9 protein-coding genes and 1 other RNA gene are annotated in these 15,351 nt (G+C 68.5%); 6 read left to right on the top strand and 4 right to left on the bottom strand.

The window, feature by feature from the left end; genetic code table 11:
- Positions 1-3: 3 nt before the first annotated feature.
- The gene (gene argA / locus H5407_RS01900) at positions 4-1,341 is read right to left on the bottom strand and encodes an amino-acid N-acetyltransferase (protein WP_183102725.1); all 1,338 of its coding nucleotides are present in this window, start codon (positions 1,339-1,341) and stop codon (positions 4-6) included.
- Between the two features lie 126 nt (positions 1,342-1,467).
- On the opposite strand from argA, the gene H5407_RS01905 reads away from it, so the two are divergent.
- The 4 genes from H5407_RS01905 to H5407_RS01920 all read left to right on the top strand — a co-directional run bounded on the left by H5407_RS01905 (position 1,468) and on the right by H5407_RS01920 (position 10,503).
- Complete coding sequence (locus H5407_RS01905; RefSeq protein WP_183102726.1) at positions 1,468-1,857, top strand: VOC family protein; 390 nt, start codon at positions 1,468-1,470, stop codon at positions 1,855-1,857.
- A gap of 61 nt (positions 1,858-1,918) precedes the next feature.
- Positions 1,919-5,968: an ATP-dependent RNA helicase HrpA gene (gene hrpA, locus H5407_RS01910; protein WP_404935574.1), complete on the top strand. Its 4,050-nt coding sequence runs from the start codon at positions 1,919-1,921 to the stop codon at positions 5,966-5,968.
- Between the two features lie 180 nt (positions 5,969-6,148).
- A complete protein-coding gene (locus H5407_RS01915) occupies positions 6,149-8,050 on the top strand; it encodes a serine/threonine-protein kinase (protein ID WP_183102727.1) in 1,902 nt (633 codons plus the stop codon).
- A gap of 38 nt (positions 8,051-8,088) precedes the next feature.
- Complete coding sequence (locus tag H5407_RS01920; RefSeq protein WP_183102728.1) at positions 8,089-10,503, top strand: serine/threonine protein kinase; 2,415 nt, start codon at positions 8,089-8,091, stop codon at positions 10,501-10,503.
- A gap of 91 nt (positions 10,504-10,594) precedes the next feature.
- Here the strand turns inward: H5407_RS01920 and ffs are convergent.
- An RNA gene (ffs, locus tag H5407_RS01925) (signal recognition particle sRNA small type) lies at positions 10,595-10,692 on the bottom strand.
- Positions 10,693-11,000: 308 nt separating this feature from the next.
- On the opposite strand from ffs, the gene H5407_RS01930 reads away from it, so the two are divergent.
- Positions 11,001-11,435, top strand: a complete 435-nt coding sequence (locus tag H5407_RS01930; RefSeq protein WP_183102729.1) for a hypothetical protein — start codon at positions 11,001-11,003, stop codon at positions 11,433-11,435.
- Between the two features lie 18 nt (positions 11,436-11,453).
- On the opposite strand, the gene H5407_RS01935 is transcribed toward H5407_RS01930, so the two are convergent.
- Together H5407_RS01935 and H5407_RS01940 are read right to left on the bottom strand one after the other, a co-directional pair.
- Positions 11,454-11,834 (bottom strand): SirB2 family protein, encoded by a 381-nt coding sequence (locus H5407_RS01935; RefSeq protein ID WP_183102730.1) that lies wholly within the window; start codon positions 11,832-11,834, stop codon positions 11,454-11,456.
- Between the two features lie 144 nt (positions 11,835-11,978).
- Entirely contained in the window at positions 11,979-13,103 is a 1,125-nt protein-coding gene (locus H5407_RS01940; RefSeq protein WP_183102731.1) for an AIR synthase-related protein, read from the bottom strand.
- 79 nt (positions 13,104-13,182) lie between these two features.
- On the opposite strand from H5407_RS01940, the gene dnaX reads away from it, so the two are divergent.
- A complete protein-coding gene (gene dnaX, locus H5407_RS01945) occupies positions 13,183-15,291 on the top strand; it encodes a DNA polymerase III subunit gamma/tau (protein WP_183102732.1) in 2,109 nt (702 codons plus the stop codon).
- Positions 15,292-15,351: the final 60 nt, after the last annotated feature.

Consider the following 15,351-nt stretch of genomic DNA (forward strand, 5'->3'; position numbering starts at 1 on the left):
CTCTCAGAGCTTCTTGACCAGTACCTGCGAGCGGCGGTCCCAGTTGTACTTGCGCTTGCGCTCCTCGGGCAGCCAGTCCGGGTCCACCTGTGCGAAGCCGCGCTTGATGAACCAGTGCATGGTGCGGGTGGTCAGCACAAAGATGCTGTTGAGGCCCATGGCCTTGGCGCGCTGCTCCACGCGCTTGAGGATGCGGTCGCCATCGCCCTGGCCTTGCACGGCGGGTGAGACGGTGAGGGCGGCCATCTCGGCGGTCTTGGCTTCCACGTAGGGATACAGGGCGGCGCAGCCAAATATCACGCCGTCGTGCTCGATCACGGAATAGAGCTCGATATCCCGCTCGATTTCCGTGCGGTCGCGCTTGACCAGGGTGCCGTCGCGCTCGAAGGGCTCGATCAGGGCAATGATGCCGCCGATGTCGTCGGCATTGGCCTCGCGCAGGCTTTCGAGTTTCTCGTCCACCACCATGGTGCCGATGCCGTCATGGGTGTAAACCTCCTGCAGCAGGGCGCCGTCCACAGACAACGGCAGTATGTGGGAGCGTTCAACGCCGGCTTGGCAGGCCTTAACGCAGTGCTGCAGGTAGAAATTCACGTCCAAGGGGTCCGTCGGGGCGGGTTTGCCGGCCAGCATGCGAACGGCGTCTGCAAGGGCGAGTTCGGTATCGATGGCGCTGTCGGGATCGGCGGGGTTTTCCGGCACGCCGGCCACTTCACAGACGAACAGCAGTTTGTCGGCCTGCAGGGCAATGGCCGTACTGGTGGCCACGTCTTCCATGCTGAGATTGAAGGCCTCGCCGGTGGGGGAGAAACCAAAAGGTGACAGCAGCACCACGGCGCCGGTATCGAGTGCGCGCTGGATGGCCGTGGCGTCCACCTTGCGGACCAGGCCGCTGTGCTGGAAATCCACGCCATCGACGATACCCACCGGCCGTGCCGTCAGGAAATTGCCCGACACCACGCGCACAGCGGCATTCGCCATGGGGGTATTGGGCAGGCCCTGGGAAAATGCTGCTTCAATCTCGAAACGAAGTTGGCCGGCCGCTTCCTGGGCGCAGTCCAGGGCGATGGCGTCGGTCACGCGCATGCCGTGGCTGTAGCGCGAGGTCTGGCCCTTGGCGGCGAGCTGTTCGTTCACCTGTGGCCGGAAGCCATGCACCAGCACGATGTTGATGCCCATGGCGTGCATGATGGACAGGTCCTGCACGAAGGCATTGAGCTTGCCGGCTGCCACCAGTTCTCCGGTCATGCCGACCACGAAAGTCTCGCCGCGGTAGGCGTGAATATAGGGCGCCACGGCGCGGAACCAGGGCACGAAGGTGTGGGGAAATACCAGACTCATGGTGGGCGATTGTGCCGCAGCCGCCGGGCATACCCTGATCGACATCGGGACGGCAGGCACTTGTGCGCGGGCGGGCCTGGCGGGAGGATGGCCCTCCCGTGACTTCACATTGCCAGGAGACAGATCATGGACGTCTTCACCACCCCCGGTGCCTTCAGCTGGTCCGAACTGATGACCCAGGACCCTGCCCGCGCGGCCGAGTTCTACGGCAGCCTCTTCGGCTGGACCATCGAGGCCATGGACATGCCCATGGGCAAGTACTACGTGGCCAAGGTGGGGGACGTGGCCGTGGGCGGCATGGCCAGTTGCTCCGAAGGCACGCCGGCCATGCCACCGGCCTGGGGCTGCTACGTGACCGTCGCCAATGTGGACGACACCATCCGCCAATGCGAGTCGCTGGGCGGCAAGGTGCTGATGCCGGCCATGGACGTGCCCACGGTCGGTCGCATGGCCTGTATCCAGGATCCACAGGGCGCCACCCTCAGCGTCATCAGCTACTTCCCGCGTGAGGGCTGAAGAGCGGGGGGGGGCCTGTCTTTTCGGCCGCCCGGCGCGGGGCACGGATAATCCGCGCGCCGTGAATTCCAAGAAGAACCCTCCCTCCGCCCTCGCCGCGGCCTTTGCCGAGGCCGCTGTGCGCCCTTCCGTCGATTCGCCGGCGCCTGTCGCCGCGCCCGAAGGTCCCAGGAATCCCGCGCCGGTGCCGGCGGCGGAACAGCCTGCCCGCGCACGCTCGCAGGACCGGGCAACGCAAAGGCCGCAAAGGCAGGACAGGCCGCGTGAGCGCCGCCCGCAGCGCGAGACGCCGGCCAACCCGGTGCCGCCCATCACCTTCCCCGAAAGCCTGCCCGTCTCGGCGCGCCGCGAGGAGATCGCTCGCCTGATGAGCGAGCACCAGGTCATCATCGTCTGTGGCGAAACGGGCTCGGGCAAGACCACGCAGTTGCCCAAGATCGCCCTGGCCCTCGGGCGTGGCCGGGCCAATGGCGGCGGGCTGATTGGCCATACCCAGCCGCGGCGCATCGCGGCCTCCAGCGTGGCCAAGCGTATTGCCGAGGAGCTGAAGACGCCTTTGGGCGAGGTGGTGGGTTACAAGGTCCGCTTCCAGGACCGCCTGCAGCCCGGCGCCAGCGTCAAGTTGATGACGGACGGGATCCTGCTGGCCGAGACCCAGACCGATCCGCTGCTCAAGGCCTACGACACCCTGATCATCGACGAGGCGCATGAGCGCAGCCTCAACATCGATTTCCTGCTGGGCTATCTGCGTGAGATCCTGGCCCGGCGCCCCGAGCTGAAGGTGGTCGTGACCTCGGCCACCATCGACGCTGAGCGATTCGCCGAGCACTTTGCCTCGGCCAAGGGGCCGGCGCCGGTGGTGATGGTGTCGGGCCGCACCTTCCCTGTCGAGCAGCGCTACCGGCCCTTCGAGGAGAGCCGCGAGTACGACCTCAACAACGCGATCTGCGACGGCGTGGACGAGCTGTGGCGCGAGGGCTCGGGCGATGTGCTGGTGTTCCTGCCGGGCGAGCGCGAGATCCGCGAGGCCGCCGAGGCCCTGCGCAAGCACCACCCGCCTGGCGTGGAGGTGCTGCCCCTGTTCGCGCGGCTGTCGCAGCAGGAGCAGGACCGCGTCTTCGAGACCGGTGGCGCACCGCGCATCGTGTTGGCCACCAATGTGGCTGAGACCTCGTTGACAGTGCCGGGCATCCGCTACGTGATCGACGCCGGCACGGCCCGCGTCAAGCGCTACAGCTACCGCAACAAGGTCGAGCAGCTGCAGATCGAGCCCGTCAGCCAGGCGGCAGCCAACCAGCGCGCCGGTCGCTGCGGCCGCGTGGCCAACGGCATCTGCATCCGGCTCTACGACGAGAAGGACTTCCTCGGCCGGCCGCGTTTCACCGACCCCGAGATCCTGCGTTCCTCGCTGGCCGGCGTGATCCTGCGCATGAAGGCCCTGCACCTCGGGATGGTGGAGGACTTCCCCTTCATCGAGCCGCCACCCCGCAAAGCCATCGCCGACGGCTACCAGCTGCTCGCCGAGCTGGGGGCCGTGGACGAGCGCAACGAGCTGACCGAGATCGGCAAGGAGCTCTCGAAGCTGCCGCTGGACCCGCGCGTGGGCCGCATGATCCTGGAGGCCAGGCGCCGCGATGCGCTCACCGAGGTGCTCATCATCGCCAGCGCCCTCAGCGGCCAGGATGTGCGCGACCGCCCCATGGAGCAGCAGCAGCAGGCCGACGAGAAGCACAAGAAGTTCGACGACGAGAAGTCGGAGTTCATGGGCTATCTGAAACTGTGGAAGTGGCTGGAAGAGGGCAAAGGAGGACAGGGCGAGCACAAGCTCTCCAACCGCCGCTATGAGCAGCTGCTGCGCGACCATTTCGTCAGCCCGCGCCGCGTGCGCGAGTGGCGTGACATTCATTCCCAGCTGCACACCGTGGTGGCCGAGCACGGCTGGCGCCTCAACGGTAGCCCGGCCACCTACGACCAGGTGCATCTCTCGATGCTGGCGGGCTTCCTGGGCAATATCGGCTGCAAGAGCGACGACGACGAGTGGTACCTGGGCGCCCGCGGCATCAAGTTCTGGCGGCATCCCGGCGCGCACCTGTCCAAGAAGCCCGGGCGCTGGATCTTGGCCGCCGAGCTGGTGGACACCACGCGGCTGTATGGCCGCGGGCTCGCCAACATCGACGTCAACTGGATCGCGCCGATGGCCGGCCACCTGCTCAAGACCCAGCTGCTGGAGCCGCACTGGGAGAAGAAGGCAGCCGAGGTGGTGGCCCTGGAGCGGGCCACGCTGTATGGCATCGTGATCTACAACAACCGTCGCGTGAACTTCGGCCGCGTGGATCCGGTGGCCGCGCGCGACATCTTCATCCGCGAGGCCCTGGTCAACGGCGAGTGGGACACGAAGCTGCCCTTCCTCGTCCACAACCAGAAGCAGATCGCCAAGGTCGAGGAACTGGAGCACAAGTCACGCCGGCAGGACGTGCTGGTGGACGAGGGGCTGATCTACGCCTACTACGACCAGCAGCTGCCGGCCGAGGTGTGCTCGGGCGCGACCTTCGAGAAGTGGTATCGCGAGGCGAGCCGGGGCAATCCGCGCCTGCTGCACCTGAGCCGCGACGAGCTGATGCGCCACGAGGCCGCGGGCATCACCAGCAACGCCTTCCCCAAGATGCTTCGCCTGGGCGGGGTGGACTGCAAGACCGAGTACCTGCACCAGCCTGGCGATGCGCGGGACGGCGTGACGGTTACTGTGCCCATCTTCGCGCTTAACCAGGTCAATGAGGACCAGTGCGAGTGGCTGGTGCCGGGCATGCTGGAAGCCAAGGTCCTGGCCCTGCTCAAGAGCCTCTACCAGAAGCCCCGCGCGCGGCTCACGCCGCTGCCGGACTTCGTGGCCGAGTTCATCGAGCTGAATCCCTTTGCCCAGGGCAGCCTCATGGAGGTGCTGGTCAAGGCCGTGCGCGAGCGCAGCCAGATCGCCGTGCAGCGCAATGACTTCAAGCTGGAACAGGTGCCGCCCCATCTCTTCATGAATTTCCGCGTGGTGGACGAACACGGCCGTCAACTGGGTCAGGGGCGCAGCCTGGCGACTCTGAAGGCCGAGCTGGGCGCGCAGGCGCGCTCGGCCTTCCAGGCCCTGGCCGCGCTGAAGCTGCAGGGGCAGGCCGCATCCGAGGCGCCGCCCGCGCCCGCGCCCATCACCACGCCCGGCGGCGGCAAGGCCCTGCGCGCCGAAGTGCGTGCCCCTGCGCCCAGGCCGCAGCAGGCGGCCCAGGCCTACACCGCCTGGACCTTCGGCGAGCTGCCCGAGCTCATGGAGATCCAGAAAGGCGGGCAGACCCTGATCGGTTTCCCGGCCCTGATCGACAGGGGGGCTCAGGTGGAGATCGAGGTCTTCGACGAGCCCGAGGTGGCGGCCGCACGGCACCGTGCCGGACTGCGGCGCCTGGTCGCCCTGCAGATCCGCGAGCCGCTGAAGTACCTGGAGAAGAACATCCCGGACCTGCAGAAGATGGCCGTGGCCTTCATGAGCCTGGGCACGGCCGAGGAACTGCGCGACCAGATCATCGACGTGGCCCTGGACCGCGCGTTTCTGGTGGACCCGCTGCCCACGGACGAATTCAGCTTCAAAGCCCGCATCGAGGAGGGCCGCACGCGGCTCAACCTCATCGCCCAGGAGGTGGCACGCCTGAGCGGCACGGTGCTGCTTGAGTACCAGGCGGCGCTGCGCAAGCTCAAGGACAGCCGGGCGCCCAAGGAGGTGGCCGAGGACATCCAGGCACAGCTGCAGCGCCTGTGCGGCAAGCGCTTCGTGCTGCTGACCCCCTGGGTCCAGCTGCAGCACTACCCGCGCTACCTCAAGGGCATCACCCTGCGCCTGGACAAGCTGCGTGCCGACGCCGCCCGCGACACGAAGTGGATGGCCGAGTACCGCCCCCTGGAGCAGCGCTGGCAGCGCCGGCTGAGCGAGCTCAAGGGCGCCCCGGATGCGCGCATGGATGATTTCCGCTGGCAGTTGGAGGAGCTGCGCGTCAGTCTCTTCGCGCAGGAGCTTCGCACGCCCCAGCCGGTCAGCGTCAAGCGCCTGGAGAAGGTCTGGACGCAGTTGAGCCACTGAACGGGGAGGCCCCCCAGGTCGGCGGCGTGAATTCGCCACGCCAGGGCAGAGAAGCTGAAAAAGCTGTCATGCCCGCGCCAGTTCAGGCTATGCCCGGCTGGCGCTTCGCGCTCAAATAGAGCAAGTTGGGGGGCGGGCCGCTCAGGCACTGCCCAGATTAACCAGGTCCAGAACGTCCCCGTGTCCTCTACGCCCGCCACTACCGCCACAGCCGCGCCGGCCGCACCCTTGCGCCGCTTCGGTCGCTTCGAGCTGCGCGCTCTGCTTAGCAAGACGCCGCGCAGCCTGCTGTGGCTGGTGTTCGATCCCCGCAATGGCCAGGAGCTGCTGCTGTCCATGCCGCGCGAGAAGCCCGCCAGTGCAGAGGCCCTGGCGCAGTGGAAGCGCACAGCCGACGCCGGGGCCCGTGTCAGCCATCCGAACCTGGCCCATGTCGTCGAGCAGGGCGAGGTCGAGCTGTGGCCTTACCTGGCCTATGACCGCGCCCTGGGTGAAACGCTGGAGGAGCGCCTGCGCCGCCAGCCTGCGCCGCTGCCCCTGGATGTGGCTGCCTGGGTCAGCCAGCTGCTGGAAGGCCTGGCCTATGCCCACGAGGCCGGCCACGTGCATCGCGACCTCCAGCTGGCCCATGTGCTGATCAACGCCGCGGACCAGATCCGCCTGATCGGCCTTGAAGTGGCCCAGGACCTGGCCGGTGCGGCGCAGGACTTCAACACCCAGAGCCGCAGCGCCATTCGCGAAGCGGCCGAGCAGGACGTGCTGTGCGCGGGCCTGCTGCTGCACCGCCTGCTGAGTGGCAAGCCGGTGCTGGACCAGTCCGACCTGCGCATGGCGCTGGACCTCATGCAGCCCCAGGGGCGCGAGCTGGTGCGCCTGGGCTGGGAGACGCAAAACCCCATTCCCGAGGCCCTGCGGGCCATCGCCAACCGCTCGACCGACCGCCAGACGCGCCAGCGCTACCACCAGGCCCGGACCTTCCTGAGGGCCCTCGAAGGCTGGCGCACGGCGGCCAAGCAGGACGAGGGCGGCCCCATCGCCCTGCTGATGGACAAGCTCCAGCGCTTTGGCCACCTGCCCGCGAGCTCGACCCGCCTGTCGCGCATCCTGGGCGCCGCCGGCCTGGAGGGGCAGCATGCCGCGGCGCTGTCCAGCCTGGTGCTTGACGACATGGCCCTGACCCTGGAACTGCTGCGCCGGGTCAACAACGCACTCAAGCAGAGTGGTGCCTCCAACAGCGGCACCATGCTCAATATGCAGCGTGCCGTCGCGATGATCGGGCTCAACGGCCTGCAGGCGGCGGTGCGTTCGCTCAAGCCCTGGCCGGGGCCCATGTCCGAGCTGCAGGCCACGGTGATGCGCAGCCTGATGAAGCGGGTGCATCGCGCCGGCCTCATCGCGCAGAACCTGCGCCCGGCGGGATACGACCCCGAGGTGATCTACCTCGTCTGCCTGTTGCAGAACCTGGGGCGCCTGCTGCTGCAGTACCACTTTCCCGACGATGCCCAACAGATCCGCCAGCTGATGCTGCCGCCGGAACCCACGGAGGAAGCGCCGCATCCCCCCGGCATGAGCGAGCAGGCCGCGGCCTACGCTGTGCTGGGCTGCGACCTCGACGCCCTGGGCAGTGCCGTGGCCCGCTACTGGGGCTTGGACGAGGACGTGCAGCATATGATGCACCGAGCCTCGCCCGATGCGCCTGTGCGCCATGCCGGCCATGACACCGACATCATCCGGCTCACCTGCAGCTTCGCCAACGAGCTGGTGGATGCCATGGTGCAGCCCGAAGGCCGCCGCAAACATGCGCTGGAGCTCGCCACGCGCCGCTATGCGCGCGTGCTGGGGCTGGGCCTGCGCGAGGTGATGGAAGCCCTGAAGCCGGAGACGGCGCGCAAGGAGGCGACCGTCAGTCACGGCCCCGACGCTGCGCGCGAGATCGGCTCGGCCAACCTCACCCTGACCGCCAATCTGGACATCCCGCCCATCGTGCCCTCGGTCCCCGTCGAAGGGCCGCAGGCCTCCGCCCTGCGCCGTCGCCTGGCCGGAGAAGACGCCGCCTCGGACACCTTCCCCGAGGGGCGCTGACCGGCGGCCCGCCTGAGTGCTTCTCTTCAACATCCTCCATGCACCCACCCTCCAGCCCCAGCAGACCACCTCAGATCGGGCGTTTCCGGGTGCTGCGTGAACTCGGGAGAGGGGCTCAGGCGACGGTGTGGCTGGCCCATGACCCTCGGCTGGATCGCGACGTTGCCCTGAAGGTGCTGGCTCCCGCCGCGGACCCGGCCCTCATCGACGCCGGCCTGCACGAGGCCCGCGCGGTGGCCCGCCTGATGCACCCGCACATCGTGCCGGTCTTCGAGGCCGACCAGCAGGGCGGTCAGGCCTATATGGTCTTCGAGTACGTGGCCGGCCACACGCTGACGGAAAAGCTCCAGCGCAATCCCGTGATGAAGGCACGCGAGGCGGTGGAGCTGATGCTGGGGGTGCTGGACGGCCTGATGGCAGCGCACGAGACCGGCGTGGTGCACCGCGATCTCAAGCCCAGCAATATCCTCATCGACGCCAAGGGCCGGGCCCGCATCCTGGATTTCGGCATCGCCGACTGGACCAGCGACCCCAGCCATCGCCGGCGGGTGGTGGGCACGCCGGGCTATCTCTCTCCTGAGGCGGCGCAGGGCTTTGCGCCGTCGCCCGTCATGGACGTCTTTGCCGTGGCGGTGATGCTGTCGGAGATGCTCAGCGGTCGCCGCCTCAACTACGATCCCGATCCCTGGAAGGCTGTGCGGCGCGTGGTCGATGAGGACCTTCAGCTGCCTGACGGCCTGGACCCGGATGTGGATGACGCGCTGCGCGCCATCGTCCAGCGCGGCCTGGCCCGTGACCCGGCGCTGCGCTGGCCCTCGGCGCGGGCTCTGCACGACGCGCTGGCCGAATGGCTGCATCCGCCGGTGATGAGCAACAGCAGCGCGGCCGACAACGGGACCCTGGACTTCCTCATGCGGCGCATGCGGCACCGCTCAGACTTCCCGGCGATGTCAGAGTCCATGTCGCGCATCCAGCGCATCACCTCGTCGGAGAACGAGAGCCTCAACAGCCTGTCCAACGAGATCCTCAAGGACGTGGCCCTGACCCACAAGCTGCTTCGCCTGGTCAACACGGTGCAGTACACGCATGCGGGCGGCGGCAACATCAGCACCGTGTCGCGCGCGGCGGCGCTGATTGGCTTCGCGGGCATCCGCAACCTGGCCCTGTCCCTGATCCTTTTGGAGCGCATGGAGAACAAGGCCCATGCCCGCGTGCTGCGCGAAGAGTTCCTGCGCTCGCTGATGGCGGCCTCCCTGGCCCGCGAGCTGTGCCCCTCGGAGCGCGAGAGCGAGGAGGCCTTCCTCGTGGGCATGCTGCAGAACCTGGGCCGCCTGCTGACCGAGTTCTATTTCCCCGAGGAGGCGCAGCAGATCCGCCGCTTCGTGCGGCCTGAGCGCGGGCAGGGCGCGGCGGCGGCGGCGCCCATCAGCGAGAACGCGGCCTCGCAGCAGGTGCTGGGGCTCAGCTTCGAGCAGCTGGGCCTGGGCGTGGCCCGCCAGTGGGGCCTGCCGGATGCCCTGCAGCGCGGCATGAGCCGGCCGGAGGGCGAGGCTCCGCCGCGCCTGCTGGAGCAGGGCACCGAGCGCCTGCGCTGGCTGGCGCGCGCGGCCAATGACGTGACTGACGTGATCCTGCACAGCGAGCCCAACGAGGCCCATGCCAAGGTCCGCCACATGGGGCAGCGCTATGCGCGGGCCCTGGGCCTGAGCGCCGAGCGCATCGACCAGGCCGCGGACCAGGCCCGGCAGCGCCTGTCCCAACTGGCCGAGGCCATGGAGATCCGCCTGCCCAAGAGCTCGCAGGCCCAGCGCCTGCTGGCGCCGTTGGCAGCCTCGCCTGACGATGACAGCCTGTCTCCCCTGGAGCTGCATGCGACGGCCCCGTACGAGCCCACGCAGGTGCTGACGCCGGAGTCGATGCCCCGCCAGCCAGCGACAGAAGTGCTGGCCGCCGGCATCCACGATGTCACCAACGTCATGGTGGAGAACTTCAAGCTCAATGAAGTGCTGCGCATGATCCTGGAGACCATCTACCGCGGCCTGGGCTTCCGGCGCGTGGTGTTCTGCCTGCGGGATCCGCGCAGCAACGCCCTGACCGGTCGTTTCGGCCTGGGTGAGCAGGTGGAGCAGGTGGTGCCGCTGTTTCGCGTGCCCTTGCAGGTGGCCGAGGGCCAGCAGGCCGACCTGTTCAGCGCCGTTTGCCAGAAGGGCGCGGACACCCTCATCGCCGATGCCTCCCAGCCCCGCATCGCCGAGCGCCTGCCGGCCTGGTTCCAAGGCAGCGTGCATGGCTCCAGCTTCCTGATCCTGCCCCTGGTGATGAAGGGCAGCACCTTCGCGATGATCTATGCCGACCGCGCGGAAGCCGGCAGTCTCAACCTCGACGAGAAGGAGCTCTCCTTGCTGCGCACCCTGCGCAACCAGGCCGTGATGGCCTTCAAGCAGGCGAGCTGAGTCCGGGCCCAGGGTGGTCCTGGCAACAAAAAACCCGGCCAGGGCCGGGTTTTTTGCGTGCCGCTGAGGGACAGCGTGCACTGGTGTTGGGGTTGACGAGCCTTACCCCCGGCACTGGTCACAACGGTTAGGGCTGCTTGGTTCCCCACCTGACCCGGTTGGCCGCGCTTCCATGCGAGGAGGCCCGTCAGTGAGCATTGTATGCGATCGGCGGGCCCCTCCCGGGAAAGCCGGGCGCTGGTCGTCCTGTGATGCGCCTTGCGCAGGATTGCACAGGTCAGCGTGCCCGTGGGCCTGGGCGCAAGGCATGAAGGCCGGGGGGCTTCCATTGGTCGGCGCGAGGCCTGTAGAATCCAACCCGTGCTGCGACAGCTGTCGCGCACACCGCCGATTTACCAACTACTTGCGGGCGGTCAACAAGTACGGCTAAAGCGTTGCGGCTCCGATGATGCCCCGGGCCGGCAAACGCCGGTGATGAGGGCACTCGGAGTTTTTTCATGCACGGTCTTGCCGATTTCGATCGCCTCCTCAGCGGCCACGCCGCCTCCTCGCGCCACTGGCTGCGCGGCACCTCCACCGTCCGGCCCCAGAGCCGCCTGTTGCGCGATCCGCAGGGGCATGTTGTCGCCGAATGGCAAGGCCAGCCCAGCCTGGCGGACATCCTTGCCGCCGCTCATCGCCTGCAAGCCGGCGACTGGTGCGGAGTGCTGGCCGAGGAGGGCGCGCAGCCTGCGCTGAATCCCTCCTGGCGTCTCGCCCTGTTCCGCGCCGATCGTCACGGCCAGCCTCGACTGGGCCGTGACACCGGCCCCTTGTGGATCAGCCCCGCCCTGAAGGCCTGCGCAGGCGAGCGCCCGGCCGAGCTGCTGCAGGCCTTGCGCCGTGCGGCTGTGCAGGCTCTGTGGGCCCAGGGCTGGCGCCTTTCGACCTGACCGGCTCTTCGCCCCGCCTCAGGCCAGGCCCAGCCACGCAGACCGTGTGATGGATGCGCCCATCATGTAGGCCAGCAGCAGCAGTGACAGCAGGTAGCCCAGCAGGCGGAACTCGCCCCGGCCCATGGCCCAGTGGGCGCAGACCGTGTAGCCCACCAGGGCCAGCAGCTTGGCGGTGAGCCAGGTGTCGCGGGTGAGGGAGTAGCCGATGGAACCCCAGAGGCTCAGGCCGCAGACCGTCAGCATGGTGTCCACACCAAAGACCATGGAGCGCAGCCGCACGTCCATCGACCACTCGGCCCCGAACTGGAAGGCCAGGCCGCGCACCAGGAAAAGCGCCACGCTGCACCAGGCCAGCAGGCTGTGGATGAACACCATCTGGCTGTAGAACCAGTCCATTTTTCGCGGGCTCCTCGCGTCCTCTTGTGCTGGGGAGCTTGGCCCGGCCAGTGAGGCGCTGTCAAGCCGGGCTCGCCAGGATCCAAGCAAGAAAAAACCTGCCGAGGCCGGGGCCAGGGCAGGTCTTGGTCGGGGCGGACGGGATCAGCGCAGCTGGAGGTCGTCGTCGCTGAAACGGATGTTCAGGGGCTCGATCAGCAACTGCTTCTCGCCCGCTTCGAGCTGGCCCGCCACCCAGGCGTCGATGCCGCAGGCCTTGGAGATCTCGACCACCTTCCCGGCCTGATCGGCCGGCACGAAGATGGCAAAGCCCGCCCCCATGTTCAGCGTGGAATAGGCCTCGCGGTCGTCCTGCTTGGCATGTTCCTGCATGAACTTGAGCACCGGCGTGACCGGCGGCACTGTGTGAATGCGGTAGGTGAACTGGCCGGGATGGCGCAGCAGCTTGCGCCAGCCGTGGCCGGTGATGTTGGCGCAGTAATGCGGGATGATGCCGGCCTTGTAGAGCGCTTCGGTGACGGGCGAGTACAGCACCGTGGGGGCCAGCAGGGCCTCGCCATAGCTCACGCCGGGGCTGATCTCGGTGAGGTAGCCCTGGGGTAGGCGCTCGACCAGCTTACGGGCCAGGGACAGGCCGTTGGCGTGGATGCCGCTGGAGGCCAGCAGCACGATGGCGTCGCCGGCACCCAGCTTGTCGCCCACCGAGAGGCGCTCCTTGGGGTTGATCAGGCCGGTGCAGGACGCGGCCAGGTCGATGCGACCTTCCTCGACGATGCCGGCCAGCGCTGGCGTCTCGCCGCCGCCCCAGGCGACCTGGCAGGTGTCGCAGGCCTTCTTCCAGCCTTCGACCAGGGCCTGCGCCCGCAGCTTGTCACCGAACCAGTCCGAGCCGCCAGCGGCCCAGTAGGCCTGCACCACCAGGGGCGTGGCACCCACGGTGATCAGGTCGTTGATGGCCATGGCGATGGTGTCCTGCGCGATGCCGGCATAGAAGCTCTTGCCGGTCAGCCGGGACATCTCATCCGCCACCAGGGTCTTGGTGCCCAGGCATTCGACGATGGAGGCCAGGTAGAAGGGGCCCACGTCCACCACATAGGCCGACTCGCCACGCGAGGCCTTCACCTCGGTGAAACCATGGCCGCCCAGATGGGCCGCGGTGGCCGCAGCGGCGCGCTGGGCGCTGATTTTCAGGGGGTCGATGAGGTCGTAGTTGACGCCGGCCTGTTCGTAGCTCAGCGTGTCGGGAGAGGAGGGGGCGTGCGTGCTCATGGGGGGCGATTATCGGTCATGGCCGGGACTTCCCCGAAGCGCCCGGCCCTGGGTCCGCCGGCCCGTAGAATCCGCCGCCATGAGCTACCAGGTTCTCGCCCGCAAGTACCGCCCCCACCGTTTCGAGGAACTGGTGGGCCAAGAGCACGTCGTGCAGGCGCTGGCCAATGCGCTGACGCAGCAGCGGCTGCACCACGCCTACCTGTTCACCGGGACCCGTGGCGTGGGCAAGACCACGGTCTCGCGCATCTTGGCCAAGAGCCTCAACTGCACCGGCGCCGACGGCCAGGGCGGCATCACGGCCCAGCCCTGCGGCGTCTGCCCCGCCTGCCGGGACATCGATGCCGGCCGCTTCGTGGACTATGTGGAGCTGGATGCCGCCTCCAACCGTGGCGTCGAGGAGATCTCCCAGCTGCTGGACCAGGCGGTCTACAAGCCGGTGGTGGGGCGCTTCAAGGTCTACATGATCGACGAAGTGCACATGCTCTCGAACACCGCCTTCAACGCCATGCTGAAGACGCTGGAGGAGCCGCCCGAGTACCTCAAGTTCGTGCTCGCCACCACCGACCCTCAAAAGGTGCCGGTCACGGTGCTGTCGCGCTGCTTGCAGTTCAATCTGCGTCCCATGGCGCCGCAGAACGTGCACATGCACCTGGGCCGCGTGCTGGAAGCCGAGCAGGTGCCGGTGGACGCAGGCTCCCTGCGCCTGCTGGCCCGGGCGGCACGCGGCTCCATGCGTGATGCGCTCTCGCTGACCGATCAGGCCATCGCCTTCGGCTCGGGCACGCTCAGCGAGGAGGGCGTGCGCCAGATGCTGGGCACGGTGGACCGCAGTCATGTGGTCGCCATCCTGGACGCCCTGATCGCGGCCGATGGCCCGGCCGTGGTCGCGGCGGCTGACCGCCTGCGTGACCTGGGCCTGTCGGCTGCCGGCACGCTGGAGGACCTGGCCACCACCCTGCAGCAGATGGCCATCGCCCAGGCGGCGCCGGGGGCCCTGGATCCGCAGGACCCGGACAGCGCCGAGGCCCAGCGCCTGGCCACGGCCCTGCCGCCGGACGAAATCCAGCTGATGTACAGCATGGCCCTGCATGGCCGACAGGAGCTGCCGCTGGCGCCGGACGAATACGCCGGCCTGGTGATGGTGCTGCTGCGCATGCTGGCCTTTCGCCCCCGGGGCGGGGCCGCCCTGAGCGCGGGCAGCGCCCCTGCTGCAGCGCCTGCTGCAGCGACCTCGTCTTCCGCAGGTGCGGCGCCCTTGCTGCGGCCTGCCGCTGCCGCGGCCATGGCGGTGCCGGCGCGCATGCCGGTCGCCGTACCTGCTGCGGCGCCCGTGGCTGCTGTCACCGTGGTCGCGCCTGCCCCCGCAGTCATTGCTGCGCCAGCCCCAGTTTCTCAGGCCGAGGCCGTTGCCGACGCCGTGCCGGCCGGGTCCGCTGCAGCGCCACAGGTGCCCATGGAGACGGCTGGCGAGCCTTCGCTGGAGCCCCCGCAAGACCTGTCAAAGGCCGAGCCCCAGAAGGCTGCAGCGGCCCTGGCGCCGTCGCAAGGCATTCTGTCCCGTTCGCGTGCTGCAGAGGGCGTCTCCCCCAGCGCCCGCCTGCGTCCGCGTCCGGTGGTCCATGCCGACGCGCCGGAGCCGGAGGGGGACGAACCGCCGCCCTGGCTGGACGCGCCCCCGGCGGATGAGGATGGCGCGGTCATGCCCTCCGACGCAGGACTGGACCTGCCTGAGCCCAGCCCGCGCGGCGAAGGCGGCTATGCGTCCACCGCGGGAGGCACCATCGCCTTGCAAGCCACGGCCCTGGGCGAGCGCTGGGCGGGCGTCATGAAGCAGCTGGGCCTGACCGCGCTGCCGCGGGAGCTGGGCATGCAGGCCGAATGCCTGGCCATCGACGAGGGAGCGCAGCCGCAGCAGTGGCGCTTCCGCGTGGAGCGGGACTCGCTGCGCCAGCCGGCCCTGAAGGACAAGCTGCAGGCCGCGCTGGCCGCGCATCTTCAGGCGGATGTGCGCATCGAGCTCGAGGCCGGCGTTGCCACCGATTCCCCGGCCCTGCGCGATGCCACAGAGGCCCAGGCCCGGCAGCGCCGCGCTGAACAGATCATTCTCGAGGACCCGCTGGTCAAGGAGTTGCTCGCGCAATTCAAGACGGCACGCATCGTGCCCGGGTCCATCAAGCCTCACTGAGAGCAGGAGCGTATGACGCGCCTCCCGAGAACTCTCAGCCTTTGACACTGACAACGAAAC

Origin of the sequence: Mitsuaria sp. WAJ17, assembly GCF_014174515.1 — a bacterium.
In the GTDB taxonomy this organism is placed as follows: domain Bacteria; phylum Pseudomonadota; class Gammaproteobacteria; order Burkholderiales; family Burkholderiaceae_C; genus Roseateles_B.